The following is a 16,502-nucleotide window of genomic DNA, read 5'->3' as shown; positions in this document are numbered from 1 at the left end:
GACGCGGCGGCGTCGCGCGTCGGGGCCGGCGTCGGTCAGGCCGCCACGATCGGGTCCGCGCCGAAGCGGTTCGGACCTTCGGTGCCGCGCGTGCACGTCCATACCAGCAGCAGGATGCCGCCGACGACCGGAATCAGCGCGAGCAGCAGGAACCAGCCCGAGCGGCCCGTATCGTGCAGGCGGCGGACGCTGACCGCGAGGCCCGGAATGATCAGCGCCAGCGAGACCAGGGCGAGCACGGCGAGCAGCAGCAGCGTGATCAGGCCGCCGTCGCGGCCGGCCGCGCCGATGATCTGCGCGGCGATCGACAGCACCGTGGTCAACAGCACGAAATACCAGTATTCGGCACGACGCGCACGGCCTTCGAATGTCGCGTATTTATTGAGTACGGCACGAACGGCTTCGGAAAAATTCATTTTATTACCCTCCTGTTTTATATAGACGACCCCGGAAACAACGCCGGCATTATATGTTTGAATTTAGACGGGCTCCATCTCTTTTCACATACCGGGTAGTGCGCGGACCGGCCGACCCGCCGGCCCGCACGGTGCGGGAATGGCTGCAATAGCGGAATCCGGCGCCATCGACTTGCATGCCGCGTCATTTTAATAATCTTGAAGACCTGACAGAAACGACAGCCCCGGATAATCCAGCATTTGATTACATCCGAATGAAATCGAGTGCGATCGATAATCGGCAGCGAGTGTGCCGCATTCGATTAACCGGCCGCCATTACGCGGGCGTGCAAAGCGCGCTACGCTTCGCCCTGACTCGCCGATTCCGATCGAACCGCACCATGCTCCGTCATCCGCTCGTTCCGTTGCTGTCGCTTGCCTGCGCGCTGAGCGCCGGCTGCGCGGGCACGCCGGCCCTGCCGCCCGGCGCGCAGGCGCCTGACGCGCCGCATCCCGGCACGATCGCCCTGCGCGATGCATGGAACGGATCGACGCAAACCCTGCGCGCGCGGGATTTCCCCGCGAGCGTCACCTTCCGCTGCGTCGACACGCACGGCGAGCCGGCGGAACGCGCCCGCGCGGCCTGGTGCGTGCCGGTCGTCGAAATCGAATCGGTTCCGGTCGATGCCGCCGGGCGCCCGGTGGCGCCGGCCGACGCCGTCCGGATCGAAAGCACCGCGTACGGGCCCGGCCACCGCTTCCTCGACCACACGCGCCTGATGCGCGACGGCCGGCCGCCAGCCTAGCGCCCGTTCCGGCCGCTCACGGGGCTTGCGCGGCCCCTGGCGCCGGTTCGCCGGTTCACGCCTGCAACCCGCCACCCGGCCCCTAGCCCGCCGCCGCCCGCTGCAACGCGTCGAGATCGAGCTTCTTCATCGTCATCACCTGCGCCATCACGCGCTCCGCGCGCGCCGGATCGCCCGTCATCAGCTCGCTCATCTGCGCCGGCACGACCTGCCACGACACGCCGAAGCGGTCGCGCAGCCAGCCGCACTGCTGCGCACGCTCGTCGCCGCCTTCCGACAGGCGCGCCCAGTAGCGGTCGATTTCGTCCTGGTCCCGGCAGTTGACGACGAACGACACGGCCGGCGTGATCTGGAACACGGGGCCGCCGTTCAGCGCGACGAAGGCCTGCCCGTCGAGCTCGAACGCGACGGTCATCACCGCACCCTCCGCGCTGCCGGACGCGTGCGCGCCGGCCTTGCCGTAGCGCGCGACGTGCACGATGCGCGCGTTGTCGAACACCGATACGTAGAAACCGGCGGCCGCCTCGGCGTCGCGGTCGAACCACAGGAACGGCGTGATGCGTTGTATGCGCGGGTTCATGGCGCTGCCTCCTCGATGTCGTGCCGGCATGGGTGCCGGTATTACATCGTAGGCGCTGTGCCAGCGCGCCGCGGCGCACCGGTCGGACCCGTCGTGCCGCGCACGGCCGCCGAATAAAAAAGGGGGCGATCGCTCGCCCCCTGGGTCCTGCGTGTCGCCGTGCCGCGTCAGAACGCGACGAAAGGCGCCGCGCCGCCGCTCGCGGTCTTGTCCATCCCGAAGTAGATCGTCCGGTTGTAGAAGTGCGGCATGCCGATGTCGAGCCAGCTGGACGAGCCGAACGGGCCCGCGATGTCGTCGAACGCGAACGTCGACGGGTTCGAGAACAGCGAGTCCGCGTTCACGACGGGCATCGTCACCGTGCCGCTCACGCCGTTCTGGCCGGTCAGCGTCGCCGAATTGCTGGTCGTCGTCGACGGGCAGTAGAACTGCGTGTTCTTCGGGCAGGTCGGCAACGTGCCCGACGTATCGTTGAAGAAGTACGCATTCGAACCCGTATCGAAGAACGCGGTCACGTTGCGCCCCTGGAACGTCGCGCTGACGTCGCCCGTCGTGGTCGACGTCATCACGGTCTTCCCGGTCAGGTCGGGCAGGCCGAACGTCAGCGTGCCGGTGGCGCTGGCCTGCCCGCTGTCCGAAATTTTCGACATGCTCACGCTCACCCCGCTGCTGTCGGCGAAGCGATGCACCGGGTTGGCGACCTGCTGCGCCACCGGCACGAGCGCGACCGTGCAGTTGGCGTTGTTGCCGTTCGGGCACGCGTAATAGTTGTTGTTCGTCGACGTCGACGTCGCGCAGGTCGTGCCGCAGTCGACCGGCGCCGGCCCGATGCCGAGGATCCCGTTCGCGCCGAGCGCGCTCGCCGAGTTGGCCGACGCGCCGCCGTTCGTGCACGAGCTCGGCACGTTGGTCGTGCCGAGGTCGCCGATGATCTGCACGGGCAGCGAACTCGCCTGCTCGGAGCCGATCGACAGGTCGACCGTGCGCACCGACCCCCACGTATAGCTCGACACGAACTTGCCGCACTCGGCGACCGGCGCGCCGCCGCTCGTCACCTGCGGGAGGCTGCCGAGCACGCCCGACACGGCGCTGCCGACGAGCCGCAACCCGTAGGACGCGGTATCGACGAGCACGTTGTTGACCACCTGGCAGTTCGACGTGCCCGGCGCGCAGACCTTCAGGCTGACGGTCGGGATGTTGATCACGTTCGCGACGCCGGCGCTGACGGTGATGACGGCCGTGTTCCCGGAATTGCCGTCCGAGCCGCCGTTGCCGTTGTTGCCGCCGTTGCCGTTGTTGCCCGAGCTGCTGCCGCCGCCGCCGTCTCCGCCGCCGCATGCCGTCACGAGGACGGCCGTTGCCGCCGCAAGGCCCAGCACGCCGAGCCAGCGCTTGAATGTACGAGGAATTCTCAAGATCGCTCTCCCGCTGTCACTGGATGTCGGTGCCGGTCAGGCCGGCAGGCAGCGCCGCCGGCAGCCACGCCTGGCCCGAGAAGGCGCCCATGTGGCCGCCTGTCCGGATCACGAGGCCGCTGGTGTCGACGGACACGGGCGCGCGCCAGCCGCGCGCCTGGTGCGCCGCCTGGACGCCTGCGGTGTACTGCGGGAAATAGCTGCCGAGCAGCGACGCGAGATCCGGCATCGTCGGCCCTTGCCATGCGAGGCCGAACACGCTGCCGGCGGCCGACGTGTATTCGTGGATGACGGTGCCCGATCCGAGCGTGATCTCGCGGACGGTATAGGCGGCCGTGCTCGTCTGCATGCCGTCTGCCGAACGCATCGCGCGCTGCAGTGCGCGCACGGTTGCGGCCCGATCGTCCGCCGGCGGCGACATCGGCGCGCCGCCCAGTTCAGCGTATGCGTGGACGCTCCACAGCACACCCATTGCAGCCGTCGCGTGCGCGACGGCCCAGCCCAAGCGTTTCAGCTTCACGTTCCCCCCCAAGGGACTGGCTTCGTCGACGGCGGTGCGGCCATCGCGTCCGCGCCACCAGCCAACATATGAAATCGTACGATTGACGCTACGTTGCTGCTGACGCGTAGTATGCCTGCTGAGTGTGTCGAAGTGTCAATTTGACGCAGGATCGCGCTGCGCCACGCGGGGGCCGCGTGCGCGGTGAAGCAGTGCGGGGGACGGTGTGACGCGGGCATCGGGCGCCGCTGCGAGACGCGGCGCGCCGATGCCCGCGGCAGGGTCAGAAGCCCAGGCTGGCGAGCAGGTCGTCCACCTGCCCCTGGTCCTGGACCACGTCGGTCTTGCCTTCCGGCGCGATCTGCGGGCCGTTCAGCAGCGACTCGGGGCTGCCGGTCGGGCTGATCTGCTCGGCCGCGAGCAAAGCCGCGGTGGCCGCGAATTGCTCGCGCCGCTCGGGCGCGATGTTCTCGACGAGCACCGTGAGGAGCTGCTGCTCGATCAGGTAGACCATGTCCATGATCTTCTTGATCACCTGCCCGGTCAGGTCCTGGAAATCCTGCGCGAGCATGATCTCGAGCAGTTGCGCGCGGGTGGCCGAAGCCGATTCGGGCAGCGTGCGCAGGAACGTGCGCGTATCGTCCATCAGCTCGCGCACTTCCGCGTGCTCGATCGGTGCCGCGTACCACTGCGCCCAGCGCGCATCGAGCGCCTCGGCCTCGTTCTGGATGCGCTCCTGCATCGGCTTCGCGACCTCGATCGCGTTCAGCACGCGCACGGCGGCCTGCTCGGTCATCGTCGCGACGTAGCGCAGCCGGTCGCGCGCATCGGGCACGGCTTCCGCCGCCCGCTCGACATGCTTGTCGAGCCCGAGCTCGCGCATCGAATCGCGCAGCGTGCGCGTGACATGGCCGATGCGCGCGAGGATGCGGTCGCTCGCGAAATCGGCGCCTTCGGCCTGGCCGTCGGCGCTGAACCCGGCGCCGGTCAGCGCGGCATGGATCGGCTCGTTCACGTCAGCTCCCGGTCTTCGCCATCTTGTCGATGATCTTGTTCAGCTTCTCGTCGAGCGTCGCGGCCGTGAACGGTTTCACGACGTAGCCGCTCGCGCCGGCCTGCGCGGCCGCGATGATGTTCTCCTTCTTCGACTCGGCCGTGACCATCAGCACCGGCAGGTGCGTGAGCGTCGCGTCCGCGCGGATTTCCTTCAGCATCGCGAGGCCGTCGAGGTTCGGCATGTTCCAGTCGGAGATCACGAAGTCGAAACCGCCGCCGCGCAGCCGCGCCAGGCCGGCCGCGCCGTCCTCGGCCTCGTCGACGTTCGAATAGCCCAGTTCCTTGAGCAGGTTGCGGACGATCCGGCGCATCGTCGGGAAATCGTCCACCACCAGGATTTTCATGCTCTTGTCCATCGTCGTTCCTTTCCAGATTCGTTTCCGTCGGGACGCGTATCGTGGCACGCGCCCCGTGACATTCCATTCAAACGCGCTGCACGCGGTCGCCCATCGTCGCCAGGCGCGCCATCACGCGACGGCTCATCTCGGCGAGCGGCACGATCTCGTCCGCGCCGCCGAGCGCGATCGCCTCGCGCGGCATCCCGAACACGATGCAGCTTGCTTCATCCTGCGCGAACGTGTGAGCGCCCGCGCGTTTCATTTCCAGCAGGCCGGCCGCGCCGTCGCGGCCCATCCCGGTCAGGATCACCCCGAGCGCGTTCTTGCCCGCGTGCGTCGCCGCCGAGCGGAACAGCACGTCGACCGACGGGCGGTGCCGGTTCACCGGCGGCTCGTCCGACAGTTGCGCAATATAGTTCGCCCCGCTTCTCGCAAGCAACAGGTGCGCGTGGCCCGGCGCAATATACGCATGGCCCGGCAGCACGCGCTCGCCGTGCTCGGCTTCCTTCACCGCGATCCGGCACAGGCCGTTCAGCCGTTGCGCGAACGACTTCGTGAAGCCCGGCGGCATGTGCTGCGCGATCAGCACGGCCGGCGCATCCGGCGGCAGCGGCGTCAGCACTTCGCGAATCGCCTCGGTGCCGCCCGTCGACGCGCCGATGATGATCAGCTTCTCGGTACTGACGAGCGGGTTGTTGATCATCGGCGCGGCCGGGTGGCTGTCCGTCGCGCGCGCGGCGGCCTGCGGCTGCGGCGCCTGGCGCACGCGCGCCCGCGACGCCGCGCGGATCTTGTCGGCGAGCTTTTCCGCGTAGTCGAGCATCCCGTCGCGAATCCCGACGCGCGGCTTCGTGACGAAATCGACCGCGCCGAGTTCGAGCGCACGCAGCGTGATTTCCGAGCCGCGCTCGGTCAGCGACGACACCATCACGACCGGCATCGGCCGCAGGCGCATCAGCTTCTCGAGGAAGTCGAGCCCGTCCATGCGCGGCATTTCGACGTCGAGCGTGAGCACGTCGGGGTTGTGCTGCTTGATGAGCTCGCGCGCGACGAGCGGATCGGGCGCGGTCGCGCACACCGTCATGTCGGGCTGGCTGTTGATGATCTCGGTCATCAGGCTGCGGATCAGCGCCGAATCGTCGACGCACAACACTTTGATCTTCTGCACTGCGGTCATGCCTCCTGCTTTCTTGATAGGTTCGCCGCCCGCACGCCGCCGGCCGGCGCCGCGCTGCGCGCGCCGAACAGCTCGATGCGCGGGCGCGCCGGCTGCGGCGGGGCCGGACGCTTGGCCGCGAACAGCTCGACCTGCGGACGCGGCCGTGCGGCGCGGGCGCGATCGGCCTCGCGGGCGAGCGCGGCTTCGCGCTCGGTGACGCCCGGCACCTGCAGCCGCAGCTTCTTCACCGCCGCGCGCCCCGTGGCCGCCATGAACGCGACCTTGCGCGGGTGCACGCCCTGCAGGTCTTCCGCCGTGATGCGGATGCGTTCGAGCGCGAGGTAGCGGCGCACGAAATCCGCGTTGCGGTCGCCGATGTTGATCGTCGTCATCCCGGCCAGCACGGCGGCGCCCCCGAACACCTTCGCCTCGAAGCGTTCGCGGCGCCCGCCGGCCTTGATCATCTCGTTGATCAGCACTTCCATCGCATACGCGCCGTAGCGCATCGATTCGGACGCGGCCGCGCCCGGATCGGCGCCGTCGTCGGGCAGCATGAAGTGGTTCATCCCGCCGATGCCCGCGTACGGATCGTGCAGGCACGCGGCGACGCACGAGCCGAGCACGGTCATCAGCACCATGTCCTCGGACGTCGTGTAGAACTCGTTCGGCAGCAGCTTCACGCCGGGACGGCCGAAGTGGTTGTCGAAGTAGCGATTGGTGGCGATCGGCAAGGCGCTCATCCGCGCTCTCCCAGAGCGGATGCGGCGCCCGCGGCATGCATGCGCGCGGGAGCCTGCATCGCGCTCGCCTGCGCGCCCCGCGGCCGCGCGCCCTGGGCGGCGTCGCGGGTCAGTTCGTACACCGTCTGCCCGCGCAGCCGGAACGCCTGCGTGACATACGTGAAGTTCTCCGAATGGCCGGCGAACAGCAGCCCGCCCGGCTTCACGAGCGGCTCGAAGCGCGACAGCACCTGCCCCTGCGTCGGCTTGTCGAAATAGATCATCACGTTGCGGCAGAAGATCGCGTCGAACGGCTTCGCGATCCCGTAATCCGCATCGGTCAGGTTCAGCTGCTCGAAGCGGATCATCGCGCGCAGCTCGGGGCGCACCTTCACGCGGCCGGCCTGCGCGCCCGTGCCCTTCAGGAAGAAGCGCTTCAGCCGCTCCGGCGCCAGGTGCTTGACCTGGTCGTACGTGTAGATGCCGGCCTCCGCCTTCGCGAGCACCTGCGTGTCGAGGTCGGTCGCGAGGATCGACGCACCGCGCGCGGCCGATTCGCCGAGCGCCTCGATCAGCGTGATCGCGATCGAGTAAGGCTCCTCGCCGGTCGACGCCGCCGAGCACCAGACCGAGACCGGCGCCGGCCGCCCCTTCACGAAATCCGACAGGATCGGGAAATGGTGGGCCTCGCGGAAGAACGCGGTCAGGTTCGTCGTCAGCGCATTGGTGAACGCTTCCCACTCGAGCGGATCGTCTTCCTGCTCGAGCAGGTCGAGGTAGTCGCGGAACGTGTCGAGGCCGCGTGCCCGCAAGCGGCGCGCGAGACGGCTGTACGCCATGTCGCGCTTGTGCTCGGACAGCGAGATTCCCGCGCGTTGATGGATCAGCGCGCGAATGCGTGCGAAATCCGCGCTGGTGAACGCGAAGTCGCGCCCCGGCTCGCCCGCGCGAGGCGAGGCATCCGGTACATCGGGTCGAAACGGCGCGCGCGCGTGCGGCATGGTTTAGAAGGTCTCCCAATCGTCGTCGGACGTGCCGGCCGTGGCCGCCGCCGGCTTCTCGCCGTTCAGCGCCGGGCGCACGAGCGCGGGCTTCGCGGCCGGCTTGTCGGCCGGTGCGGCGGTTTTCGCGAGACGCGGCCCGTAGCCGCCCGCGGCCGTGCCGCGGGAAGCCGGTGCATCCTTGTGCGCGTGCGCGCCCGATTCGGCCGCACGCTTCGTTTCATGGCCCGCACCCGATGCAGCCGCGGCGGCGGCACGCGGCGCCGGCGCGGCGCGCCGTGCCGGTTGTGCGGCAGCCTGCGGAGCCGGCAGCGCGGCGACCGGCGCCGCGTCGAAACGCGGCTCCGACGTCAGCGCCGGCGCGGACTCATGCGCGACCGGCCGCGCGACACCGCGCGACGGCGCGAGCACGATGCCGCCCGCCACGCGCCAGCCCGACACGATCGCCTTCATCTGGCGCGTCTGCTCCTCGAGCGACGCCGCCGCGGCGGCCGCCTGCTCGACGAGCGCCGCGTTCTGCTGCGTGACCGAATCCATCTGGCCGACCGCGCGGTTGACCTGCTCGATGCCGGTCGACTGCTCGTCCGACGCGGCGCTGATCTCGCCCATGATGTCGGTCACGCGGCGCACGGCCTGCACGATCTCGTCCATCGTCGAGCCCGCGCGCGACACGAGCGCCGACCCGCTTTCGACCTTCTCGGCCGAATCGCCGATCAGCTGCTTGATTTCCTTCGCCGCGCTCGCGCTGCGCTGCGCGAGCGAGCGCACCTCGCCCGCGACCACCGCGAAGCCGCGGCCCTGTTCGCCCGCACGCGCGGCTTCGACCGCCGCGTTCAGCGCGAGGATGTTGGTCTGGAACGCGATGCCTTCGATCGTGCCGATGATGTCGACGACCTTGCCCGAGCTTGCCGCGATGTCCTGCATCGTCGACACGACCTGGCCGACCACCTCGCCGCCCTGCGTCGCGATGTCCGATGCGTTCACCGCGAGCTGGCTGGCCTGCCGCGCGTTTTCCGCGTTCTGCCGCACGGTGCCCGTCAGCTGCTCCATGCTCGACGCGGTTTCCTGCAGCGATGCGGCCTGCTCCTCGGTGCGCTGCGACAGGTCGGTGTTGCCGGTCGAGATCTCGCGCGCGCCGACGTCGATCGACTCGGTACCGCGATGCACGGCCTGCACCATCGTCGTGACGGCGTCCTGCATCCGCTTGATGCCGCCGAACAGGCGGCCGATCTCGTTGGTGCTGAACACGTTGACCGGCTGCGTGAGGTCGCCGCCGGCGATGCGCTCGAAGTGCGCGATCGCGTCTTCCAGCGGCTGCACGATCAGCCCGCGCAGCGCGAAGCGGATCGCGATCACGACGACGAACGCGATCGCGATGCCCGCCGCGATCAACCCGATCATCAGCGAGATCTGCGATTGCGTCGTGGCCTGGCGATCTTCCGCGCGCTTTTGCAGCGACGCGACCACGGCCGCCGCGGCCTGGTCGTACGCGACGAACATCGGGCTGATCTTGGTATCGGCGACCGCGTGGTACGCGGCCATGTCGCCCGCGCGCGCAGCCGCGAACTCGGGCTCGACGCCTTCCTTCACGATCGTCGCGTAGCGGGCGGCCAGGTCGTCGACGAGCGCCTGCTCGATACCGAGCTTCGGCGTCGCCTGGAACGCCTGCCAGTTCTGGTTCGACTTCGCATACAGCTCCTGCGCGCGGTCGAGCACCTTGGCCGCTTCGGCCGTGTTGCCGGCTTCCGTCAACGAGCGGAAGCGGTCGAGCGACACGCGTGCGCGCAGCAGGTACGACGACGTATCGTCGAGCGAGTGGATCGCCGGCAGGTCGACGTGGGCGATCGCGTCGAGCGAGCGGCTTGCGTGATTCAGCGCGACCAGGCCGAGCCCGCCGACGGCTGCGGCCAGCGCCACGAGGATGAGTCCGACCGCCGTGAGCGTCGTGCGGATCGACCAGTTTTGCAACATTGCAGATTCTCCCGAAATTCCTGCGCGCGCGGCGCGCTTACCCGCCGAGCGTCTCGATCAGCGCCATTTCACGGCTCGACATCAGCTTCTCGATGTCCATCAGGATCAGCATGCGGCCGTCGACCGTGCCGAGGCCCGTCAGGTACTCGGTCGTCAGCGTCGCGCCGAATTCCGGCGCCGGCATGATCTGGTCGGTCTGCAGCGTCAGCACGTCCGACACGCCGTCGACCACCATCCCGACCACGCGATGCGCGACGTTCAGGATGATCACGACGGTCTGGTGGTCGTACTCGACGCGGCCGAGATGGAACTTGATCCGCATGTCGACGATCGGCACGATGATCCCGCGCAGGTTGATCACGCCCTTGATGAACTCCGGCGCGTTCGCGATGCGCGTGACGCTGTCGTAGCCGCGGATTTCCTGCACCTTCAGGATGTCGATCCCGTATTCCTCGTCGCCGAGCGTGAACACGAGGAATTCCTGGCCCGTCGCGTCGCCTTGTTCCGCGTCGCGGCGGCTCGTCGCCGCGTTCGCCGCGGCCGGATTGATCATTTGGACTTCAGCAGACACGTTTGCCCCCAATCGGTTGAATGGCGAGTGACATCAGAACATCGCGAGCTCGGCGCCGGCACGGGCGCCGTGCATCGCACGGGTTTCGCGGTTCAGCGCCGCGACGTCGACGATCAGCGCGACGCTGCCGTCGCCGAGGATGGTCGCCGCCGAGATGCCGTGCACCTTGCGGTAATTGGTTTCGAGGTTCTTCACGACCACCTGCTGCTGGCCGACCAGCTCGTCGATCAGCATCGCGAAGCGGCGCCCCTCGGTTTCCATGATCGTGACGATCCCTTGCGTCGGGTCGGTGCGCGCGTCGTCGACCGAGAACACCTCGTGCAGCGCGACCAGCGGCAGGTATTCGCCGCGCACGCGCACCACGCGCTCGCCGTTGCCGACCGTGTAGATGTCGTCGTTCGACGGCTGCAGCGACTCCATCACGAAGTTCAGCGGCAGGATGAAGATCTCGTTGCCGACCTTCACCGACATCCCGTCGAGGATCGCGAGCGTGAGCGGCAGCACGATCCGCGTGGTCGTGCCGCGGCCGGCCACCGACGTGATTTCCACGTGGCCGCCCATCGACTGGATGTTGCGCTTCACGACGTCCATCCCGACGCCGCGGCCCGACACGTCGGTCACCGTCTCGGCGGTCGAGAAGCCCGGCGCGAAGATCAGCTGCCAGACTTCGTCGTCGCTGATGTTGTCGGACACCTGCATGCCCTGTTTCGCGGCCTTCGCGAGGATCCGCTCGCGGTTCAGGCCCGCGCCGTCGTCGCTCACCTCGATCACGATGTTGCCGCCGTGATGCGCGGCCGACAGCACCAGCTGGCCCACGGCATCCTTGCCGGCGGCCACGCGCTTGTCGACCGTCTCGATCCCGTGGTCGAGGCTGTTGCGCACGAGGTGGGTCAGCGGATCGATGATCCGTTCGATCAGGCTCTTGTCGAGCTCGGTCGCCTGGCCGAACGTGACGAGCTCGACCTGCTTGCCGAGCTTGCCGGCAAGGTCGCGCACGAGACGCGGGAAGCGGCTGAACACATAGTCCATCGGCATCATGCGGATCGACATCACCGCTTCCTGCAGGTCGCGCGCGTTGCGCTCGAGCTGCGCCATCCCGTTGAACAGACGGTCGTGCAGCGCCGGATCGAACGCGCTCGCGGTTTCCGCGAGCATCGCCTGCGTGATCACGAGCTCGCCGACCAGGTTGATCAGCTGGTCGACCTTCTCGACACCGACGCGGATCGAGCTGCCTTCGGCGCCCGAGGCCGCGGCGGCGGCCGGGCGGGCGCGCTTGTCGTCGTGATGCGCGGCGGCCTGCGGCGCGTGGTCGGCGTGCGCCGCCGGCTGGGCCGGCTGCGGCGCTTGCGCGGCGGCGGCCGATCTGGTGCGGCCGGTGCCGATGCCGCCGGTTGCGGTGCCGCGGCCTGCGGCGCGAATACCTCGGCGCGCGCCGGTTGCGCGGCGGCGGCCGGTTCCGCGGCCGGCACCGCGGCGTCCTGCGCGGCCGCCGGTGCGGCCGGCGCCGTGCCGCGCCCGACGCGGATCTGGCTTTCGTCGATCACGAAGCAGCACACGGCGACGATGTCGTCGGACGGCACGTCCGATTCGACCCACAGCGTCAGGTCGGCGCCCACTTCCTCGCGGCCGACGATCCGGCCGAGGTTGCCGAGTTCTTCGGTGAGCAGTTCGCGATCCTTCGCATCGACGCCCACGAGCGTGATCTTCAGGTGCGGGCCGCCTTCGCCTGCGTCGCCCGCCGGATGCGCGGCCGCGACGGCCTGCTCGATCACGTGGTCGGGCACGCGATCGTCGCCGGCAGCCGGTTCCACGGCCGGCGCAGCCGGTGCGACGACAGCCGCGACCGGCGCCGCGGGCGCCACGGCGGCGACAGCCGGCGCGGCCGCGCCGCTCTCGGCCTTCAGCCGTTCGAGCTTCGCGCAGATCGTCGCGGCGGCGGCCGCGTCCGGTTCGGCGCTCGCGCGGTAGTCGACGAGCTGGTCGGACAGCACGTCCTTGGTCTCCAGGAACGCGTCGACCATTTCCTTGGTCAGCGTCAGCTCATGGTTGCGGGCGCGGTCGAGCAGCGATTCGAGAATGTGCGTCGTATCGGTCAGCGCGGAAAAGCCGAACGTCGCCGCGCCGCCCTTGATCGAATGCGCGGCGCGGAAGATCGCGGCCAGATCCTCGGGGTCGGGCGAGCCGACGTCGAGGTTCAGCAGCAGCTGCTCCATCTGTGCGAGCAGCTCGTCCGCTTCGTCGAAAAATGTCTGGTAGAACTGAGTGATGTCGAGAGTCATGCCCGGTCCCGGGTTGAATGCGTCGCGTGAATGTCAGGAGGCGGCCGGCTCGGACAGCGTCGCGACCAGGTCGACCAGCACGGCGGGGTCGATCGGCTTCTCGATCCAGCCGGTCGCGCCCGCGTCGCGTGCGGCGTCCTTGAACGCGTCGCTGCCTTCGGTCGTCAGCACGAGGATCGGCGTTTCCGTATAGGCGGTCAGCTTGCGCAGCGCGGCGATCACTTCCAGCCCGCTCTTGCGCGGCATGTTCTGGTCGGTCAGCACCAGGTCGTACGGCACGGTGGCCGCCAGGTCGAAGCCGGCCTCGCCGTCCGGCGCCACCGTCACGTCGTAGCCGGCCTGCATCAGCGTTGCCTGCAGCAGCGCACGCATGGTCGCGGAGTCGTCGATGGCGAGAATGGTTCGGATCATGTCTGTCTCGGAATCTCGTAAACGTCAGGGTTTCGGCACGGCGACGGCGGACGCCGCGAGCGCCGGGCGCACGGCCGGCGCCGGGGCCAGCTGCTGCGCGAGCTGCTGCGAGCCGGCCGCATCGGCCGACAGCGTCGTGGTCGTCGCATCGTCGCGCATCAGCGCCTCTTCGGATTTGCGGTTCAGCACGATCACGCTGATCCGGCGGTTTTCCGGATCGAGCGGGTCGGCCTTGTTCAGGTTCTGGGTCGACGCGAGGCCGAGCACGCGCAGCACTTTCGCCTCGCCCATGCCGCCCGCGATCAGCTCGCGGCGCGACGCGTTCGCGCGGTCGGCCGACAGCTCCCAGTTGCTGTAGCCGCCCTCGCCGCCCGCGTACGGCACGGCGTCGGTGTGGCCCTGGACGATGATCCGGTTCGGCACGTCGTTCAGCGTCTTGCCGATCTCGCGCAGGATGTCGCGCATGTACGGCTCGACGTGGTCGCTCGACATCGCGAACATCGGCCGCTTCTGCGAATCGACGATCTCGATGCGCAGCCCCATCAGCGTGGAATCGATGCGGATCTGCTGCTTGAACTGGCGCAGCGTCGGGTTGGCCTCGATCGCGGCCATCAGCTTGATCTGCAGGTCGTGCAGGCGCGCCTGCTCGAGCCGGTCCTGCGCGGCCTGCGCGTTCTGCGCCTGCGAGCGGGAATGCTCGTCGCCCATCTTCGCGAGACGTTCGGCGAGCTGCGTGGTGCCGTCGGTGCGGCGCAGCGTGCCGGCGTCGACGCTCGACAGGTCGCGGCCGCCGCCGTTGATGATGCTGGAATCCTGCGAGCTGCGGTCGCCGCTGCCGAACAGCGCGGCCTTCAGCGGCGTGTTGAAGTATTCGGCGATCCCCTTCAGCTGCACCGGCGTGACCGAGCTCAGCAGCCACATCAGCAGGAAGAACGCCATCATCGCGGTCATGAAGTCCGCGTACGCGAGCTTCCATGCGCCGCCGTGGTGGCCCTTCTTCGCCGGGGCCACCCGCTTGACGACGATTGCGCGATCCTTGCTCTTGCTCATTGGGCGCTCCGCGTCACTTCGCCTTCACGCGGCGCACATGTTCTTCGAGCTCGGAGAACGACGGGCGCTCGGTCGAGAACAGCACCTTGCGGCCGAACTCGACCGCAATCGCCGGCGCATAGCCGTTCAGCGTCGCGAGGATCGTCACCTTGATGCACTGGAACATCTTGGTCGACTCGGCGACGCGCTGCTCCGCGAGGCTCGCGAGCGGCCCGATCAGCCCGTACGACAGCAGGATCCCGAGGAACGTGCCGACCAGCGCCTGCGCGATCATCGCGCCGAGCACCGCGGGCGGCTTGTCGGCCGACGCCATCGTGTGCACGACGCCCATCACGGCCGCGACGATACCGAATGCCGGCATCGCGTCGCCGACGCGCATCAGCGCATGCGCGGGGCCTTCGCCTTCCGCGTGGTGCGTCTCGATCTCCTCGTCCATCAGGCTCTCGATCTCGAACGCGTTCATGTTGCCGCCCACCATCAGGCGCAGGTAGTCGGTCAGGAATTCGACGATGTGATGATCGGCGAGGATCTTCGGGTATTGCGTGAAGATCGGGCTCTTTTCCGGATCGTCGATGTCGGCCTCGAGCGTGAGCGTGCCTTCCTTGCGTGCCTTCGCGAGCAGCACGTAAAGAAGCGCCATCAGCTCCATGTAGACATCCTTCGTGTATTTCGAGCCCTTGAAGAGCGTCGGCAGCACGCGCAGCGTGGCCTTGATGGTCTTGCCGCCGTTGCCGAGGATGAACGCGCCGACACCGGCACCCACGATCATCAGGATCTCGACCGGCTGGATCAAGGCGCCCAGATGCCCGCCTGCCAGCGCATAACCGCCGAAGACGGACAACAGCGTCACGAGTGTTCCCACGATAATCAGCACTGCCTGTCCCTCACGAATGACCGGCGGGGAGACCGCCGTTAAACAGGTTTACGGCAGTCGGCAGGAAAACTTTCGCGGGCGGCCAGGCGGCGGCCCGACGGTGTTTACCAGCAATTCGCAGACGATTCGCGCCACCCGGCGCGGCCTGAGCGCCCCACCCGGCGCTGCTCAGGCCGCGGCAGCGGCCAGTTCGGCGCGCGCGGCGGCGGCCTTGCGGGTCTTGCCCGCGCGCGACGGCGGCTGGCAGAGGCCGCAGACGAAACCTTGATGCGGATCATGCGCATGCGCGACGAAGTGACCGCCGCAGCGCGTGCACGGGGTCATCTGCAGCATCCCCGAATCGAAGAAGCGCACGAGCGTCCACGCGCGCGTGAGGCTCAGCGCGGCCTCGTCGCCGGACAGGTTCACGTGCTCCTGATAGAGCCGGTACGCCTTCACGATCGACTGGATCGGCTCGCAGCGGCCGTGGTCCTGCATGAACCGGTAGATGTTGTAGAACAGCGACGAGTGGATGTTCGGCTGCCACGTCATGAACCAGTCGGTCGAGAACGGCAGCATCCCCTTCGGCGGCGACACGCCCTTCAGTTCCTTGTACAGCTTGATCAGACGGTCCCGCGACAGGCTCGTCTCCGCTTCCAGCAGCTGCAGCCGGGCGCCCAGTTCGATCAGTTCGATGGCGAGGGTGATTTCCTTCACCTCGATCACGACGCTTTTGCTTGCCATGGTGATAACCGTCCGCTTGACGTTATTCGGATGGATGGCCAATACGCTGCCCACCGGCGCGGCACGCCGGGACAAACGCAAGGCGGGATGGATCAGCGGACGCCTTCGACCTGCTGCCCGGCCATCAGGATGGCCGAGTGGGCGTGCGCGACGACATCGCTGCGGCCCTTGTCGGCGAGCGACGAGAGCAGCGCGTGATCATCGAAGCGGAAGCGGCACAGCATCTGGTTCGACGCGGCCAGCTTCACGGTCTGTGCGAGCGTGAGGCTGGCGAGCACGTCGGCGAGTTCCTGGGAAATGCCCATGCGGAACATGCCCATCGCTTTGTCTTCCCGCAGCAGGCGTTGCGCGAGGAGGAGGTACGACAGGTTGACCTCTTTGATCTCACTGAGCATTTCGCTGGTAGCGCTCATGATTCCCCCGTTAAAGAGCTTTGCTTTGGCCATTCGTGTTATGAAAACGTTTGCTCGATCAGGGCGCTCTTGGCGCTCAGTCGGCTCGTTTATAGTCTTACAGGGCGAATTTTGGCCAAACGGCATGTGCGCCGGTATCAGCGAAGTGGCGTATGCCGCGCAGGATTTGTCTGTAAACCGTGTAGGAATTTTTCCGACAAAGCGAATTGAAAGGCTCAATCGGGAAAGCGGCTGGCAGCGCG

At 68.2% G+C, this 16,502-nt stretch carries 17 protein-coding genes and 1 pseudogene; 1 reads left to right on the top strand and 17 read right to left on the bottom strand.

What is annotated here, in order from left to right:
• Nucleotides 1–35: 35 nt before the first annotated feature.
• A complete protein-coding gene (locus tag CFB39_RS01060; protein WP_089424243.1) occupies nt 36–416 on the bottom strand; it encodes a DUF805 domain-containing protein in 381 nt (126 codons plus the stop codon).
• A 176-nt stretch (nt 417–592) separates the two neighbouring features.
• On the opposite strand from CFB39_RS01060, the gene CFB39_RS01055 reads away from it, so the two are divergent.
• Nucleotides 593–1,201, top strand: a complete 609-nt coding sequence (locus tag CFB39_RS01055; protein ID WP_144030216.1) for a hypothetical protein — start codon at nt 593–595, stop codon at nt 1,199–1,201.
• Nucleotides 1,202–1,283: 82 nt separating this feature from the next.
• Here the strand turns inward: CFB39_RS01055 and CFB39_RS01050 are convergent, their stop codons facing one another.
• From CFB39_RS01050 to flhD, 16 genes and pseudogenes are all read right to left on the bottom strand, one after another.
• Entirely contained in the window at nt 1,284–1,781 is a 498-nt protein-coding gene (locus CFB39_RS01050; protein ID WP_089424241.1) for a VOC family protein, read from the bottom strand.
• Between the two features lie 167 nt (nt 1,782–1,948).
• Nucleotides 1,949–3,196 carry a DUF3443 family protein gene (locus CFB39_RS01045; RefSeq protein WP_089471941.1) on the bottom strand — a complete coding sequence of 416 codons (1,248 nt, stop codon included), beginning with the start codon at nt 3,194–3,196 and terminating at the stop codon, nt 1,949–1,951.
• Between the two features lie 16 nt (nt 3,197–3,212).
• Nucleotides 3,213–3,716: a DUF2844 domain-containing protein gene (locus tag CFB39_RS01040; protein ID WP_089424239.1), complete on the bottom strand. Its 504-nt coding sequence runs from the start codon at nt 3,714–3,716 to the stop codon at nt 3,213–3,215.
• A 262-nt stretch (nt 3,717–3,978) separates the two neighbouring features.
• Nucleotides 3,979–4,710: a protein phosphatase CheZ gene (gene cheZ, locus CFB39_RS01035; protein ID WP_089424238.1), complete on the bottom strand. Its 732-nt coding sequence runs from the start codon at nt 4,708–4,710 to the stop codon at nt 3,979–3,981.
• Between the two features lies 1 nt (nt 4,711).
• A complete protein-coding gene (gene cheY, locus CFB39_RS01030; RefSeq protein ID WP_039346818.1) occupies nt 4,712–5,107 on the bottom strand; it encodes a chemotaxis response regulator CheY in 396 nt (131 codons plus the stop codon).
• Nucleotides 5,108–5,174: 67 nt separating this feature from the next.
• Entirely contained in the window at nt 5,175–6,266 is a 1,092-nt protein-coding gene (locus tag CFB39_RS01025; protein WP_089424237.1) for a chemotaxis response regulator protein-glutamate methylesterase, read from the bottom strand.
• Nucleotides 6,263–6,988, bottom strand: coding sequence for a chemoreceptor glutamine deamidase CheD (gene cheD / locus CFB39_RS01020; RefSeq protein WP_089424236.1), 726 nt, complete (start codon nt 6,986–6,988; stop codon nt 6,263–6,265). The genes CFB39_RS01025 and cheD overlap by 4 nt, the downstream gene beginning before the upstream one ends.
• Complete coding sequence (locus CFB39_RS01015) at nt 6,985–7,968, bottom strand: CheR family methyltransferase (RefSeq protein ID WP_089471940.1); 984 nt, start codon at nt 7,966–7,968, stop codon at nt 6,985–6,987. The genes cheD and CFB39_RS01015 overlap by 4 nt, the downstream gene beginning before the upstream one ends.
• 3 nt (nt 7,969–7,971) lie before the next feature.
• Nucleotides 7,972–9,939, bottom strand: coding sequence for a methyl-accepting chemotaxis protein (locus CFB39_RS01010; protein ID WP_089471939.1), 1,968 nt, complete (start codon nt 9,937–9,939; stop codon nt 7,972–7,974).
• A 37-nt stretch (nt 9,940–9,976) separates the two neighbouring features.
• Complete coding sequence (cheW, locus tag CFB39_RS01005; RefSeq protein ID WP_043185043.1) at nt 9,977–10,492, bottom strand: chemotaxis protein CheW; 516 nt, start codon at nt 10,490–10,492, stop codon at nt 9,977–9,979.
• A gap of 51 nt (nt 10,493–10,543) precedes the next feature.
• Nucleotides 10,544–12,789 (bottom strand): annotated as a pseudogene (cheA, locus tag CFB39_RS01000) (chemotaxis protein CheA).
• A 33-nt stretch (nt 12,790–12,822) separates the two neighbouring features.
• On the bottom strand, nt 12,823–13,200 hold the full coding sequence (locus CFB39_RS00995; protein ID WP_011350594.1) for a response regulator: 378 nt from the start codon (nt 13,198–13,200) through the stop codon (nt 12,823–12,825).
• 24 nt (nt 13,201–13,224) lie between these two features.
• Complete coding sequence (gene motB, locus CFB39_RS00990) at nt 13,225–14,250, bottom strand: flagellar motor protein MotB (RefSeq protein WP_039346832.1); 1,026 nt, start codon at nt 14,248–14,250, stop codon at nt 13,225–13,227.
• Between the two features lie 13 nt (nt 14,251–14,263).
• The gene (gene motA / locus CFB39_RS00985) at nt 14,264–15,124 is read right to left on the bottom strand and encodes a flagellar motor stator protein MotA (RefSeq protein WP_011350592.1); all 861 of its coding nucleotides are present in this window, start codon (nt 15,122–15,124) and stop codon (nt 14,264–14,266) included.
• Nucleotides 15,125–15,292: 168 nt separating this feature from the next.
• Nucleotides 15,293–15,847: a flagellar transcriptional regulator FlhC gene (gene flhC, locus CFB39_RS00980; protein WP_011350591.1), complete on the bottom strand. Its 555-nt coding sequence runs from the start codon at nt 15,845–15,847 to the stop codon at nt 15,293–15,295.
• Nucleotides 15,848–15,939: 92 nt separating this feature from the next.
• The gene (gene flhD / locus CFB39_RS40680) at nt 15,940–16,260 is read right to left on the bottom strand and encodes a flagellar transcriptional regulator FlhD (RefSeq protein ID WP_254600254.1); all 321 of its coding nucleotides are present in this window, start codon (nt 16,258–16,260) and stop codon (nt 15,940–15,942) included.
• Nucleotides 16,261–16,502: the final 242 nt, after the last annotated feature.

It is taken from the genome of Burkholderia sp. AU6039, assembly GCF_002223365.1.
Classification (GTDB): domain Bacteria; phylum Pseudomonadota; class Gammaproteobacteria; order Burkholderiales; family Burkholderiaceae; genus Burkholderia.
This window is presented reverse-complemented; position numbering and strand designations above follow the sequence as displayed.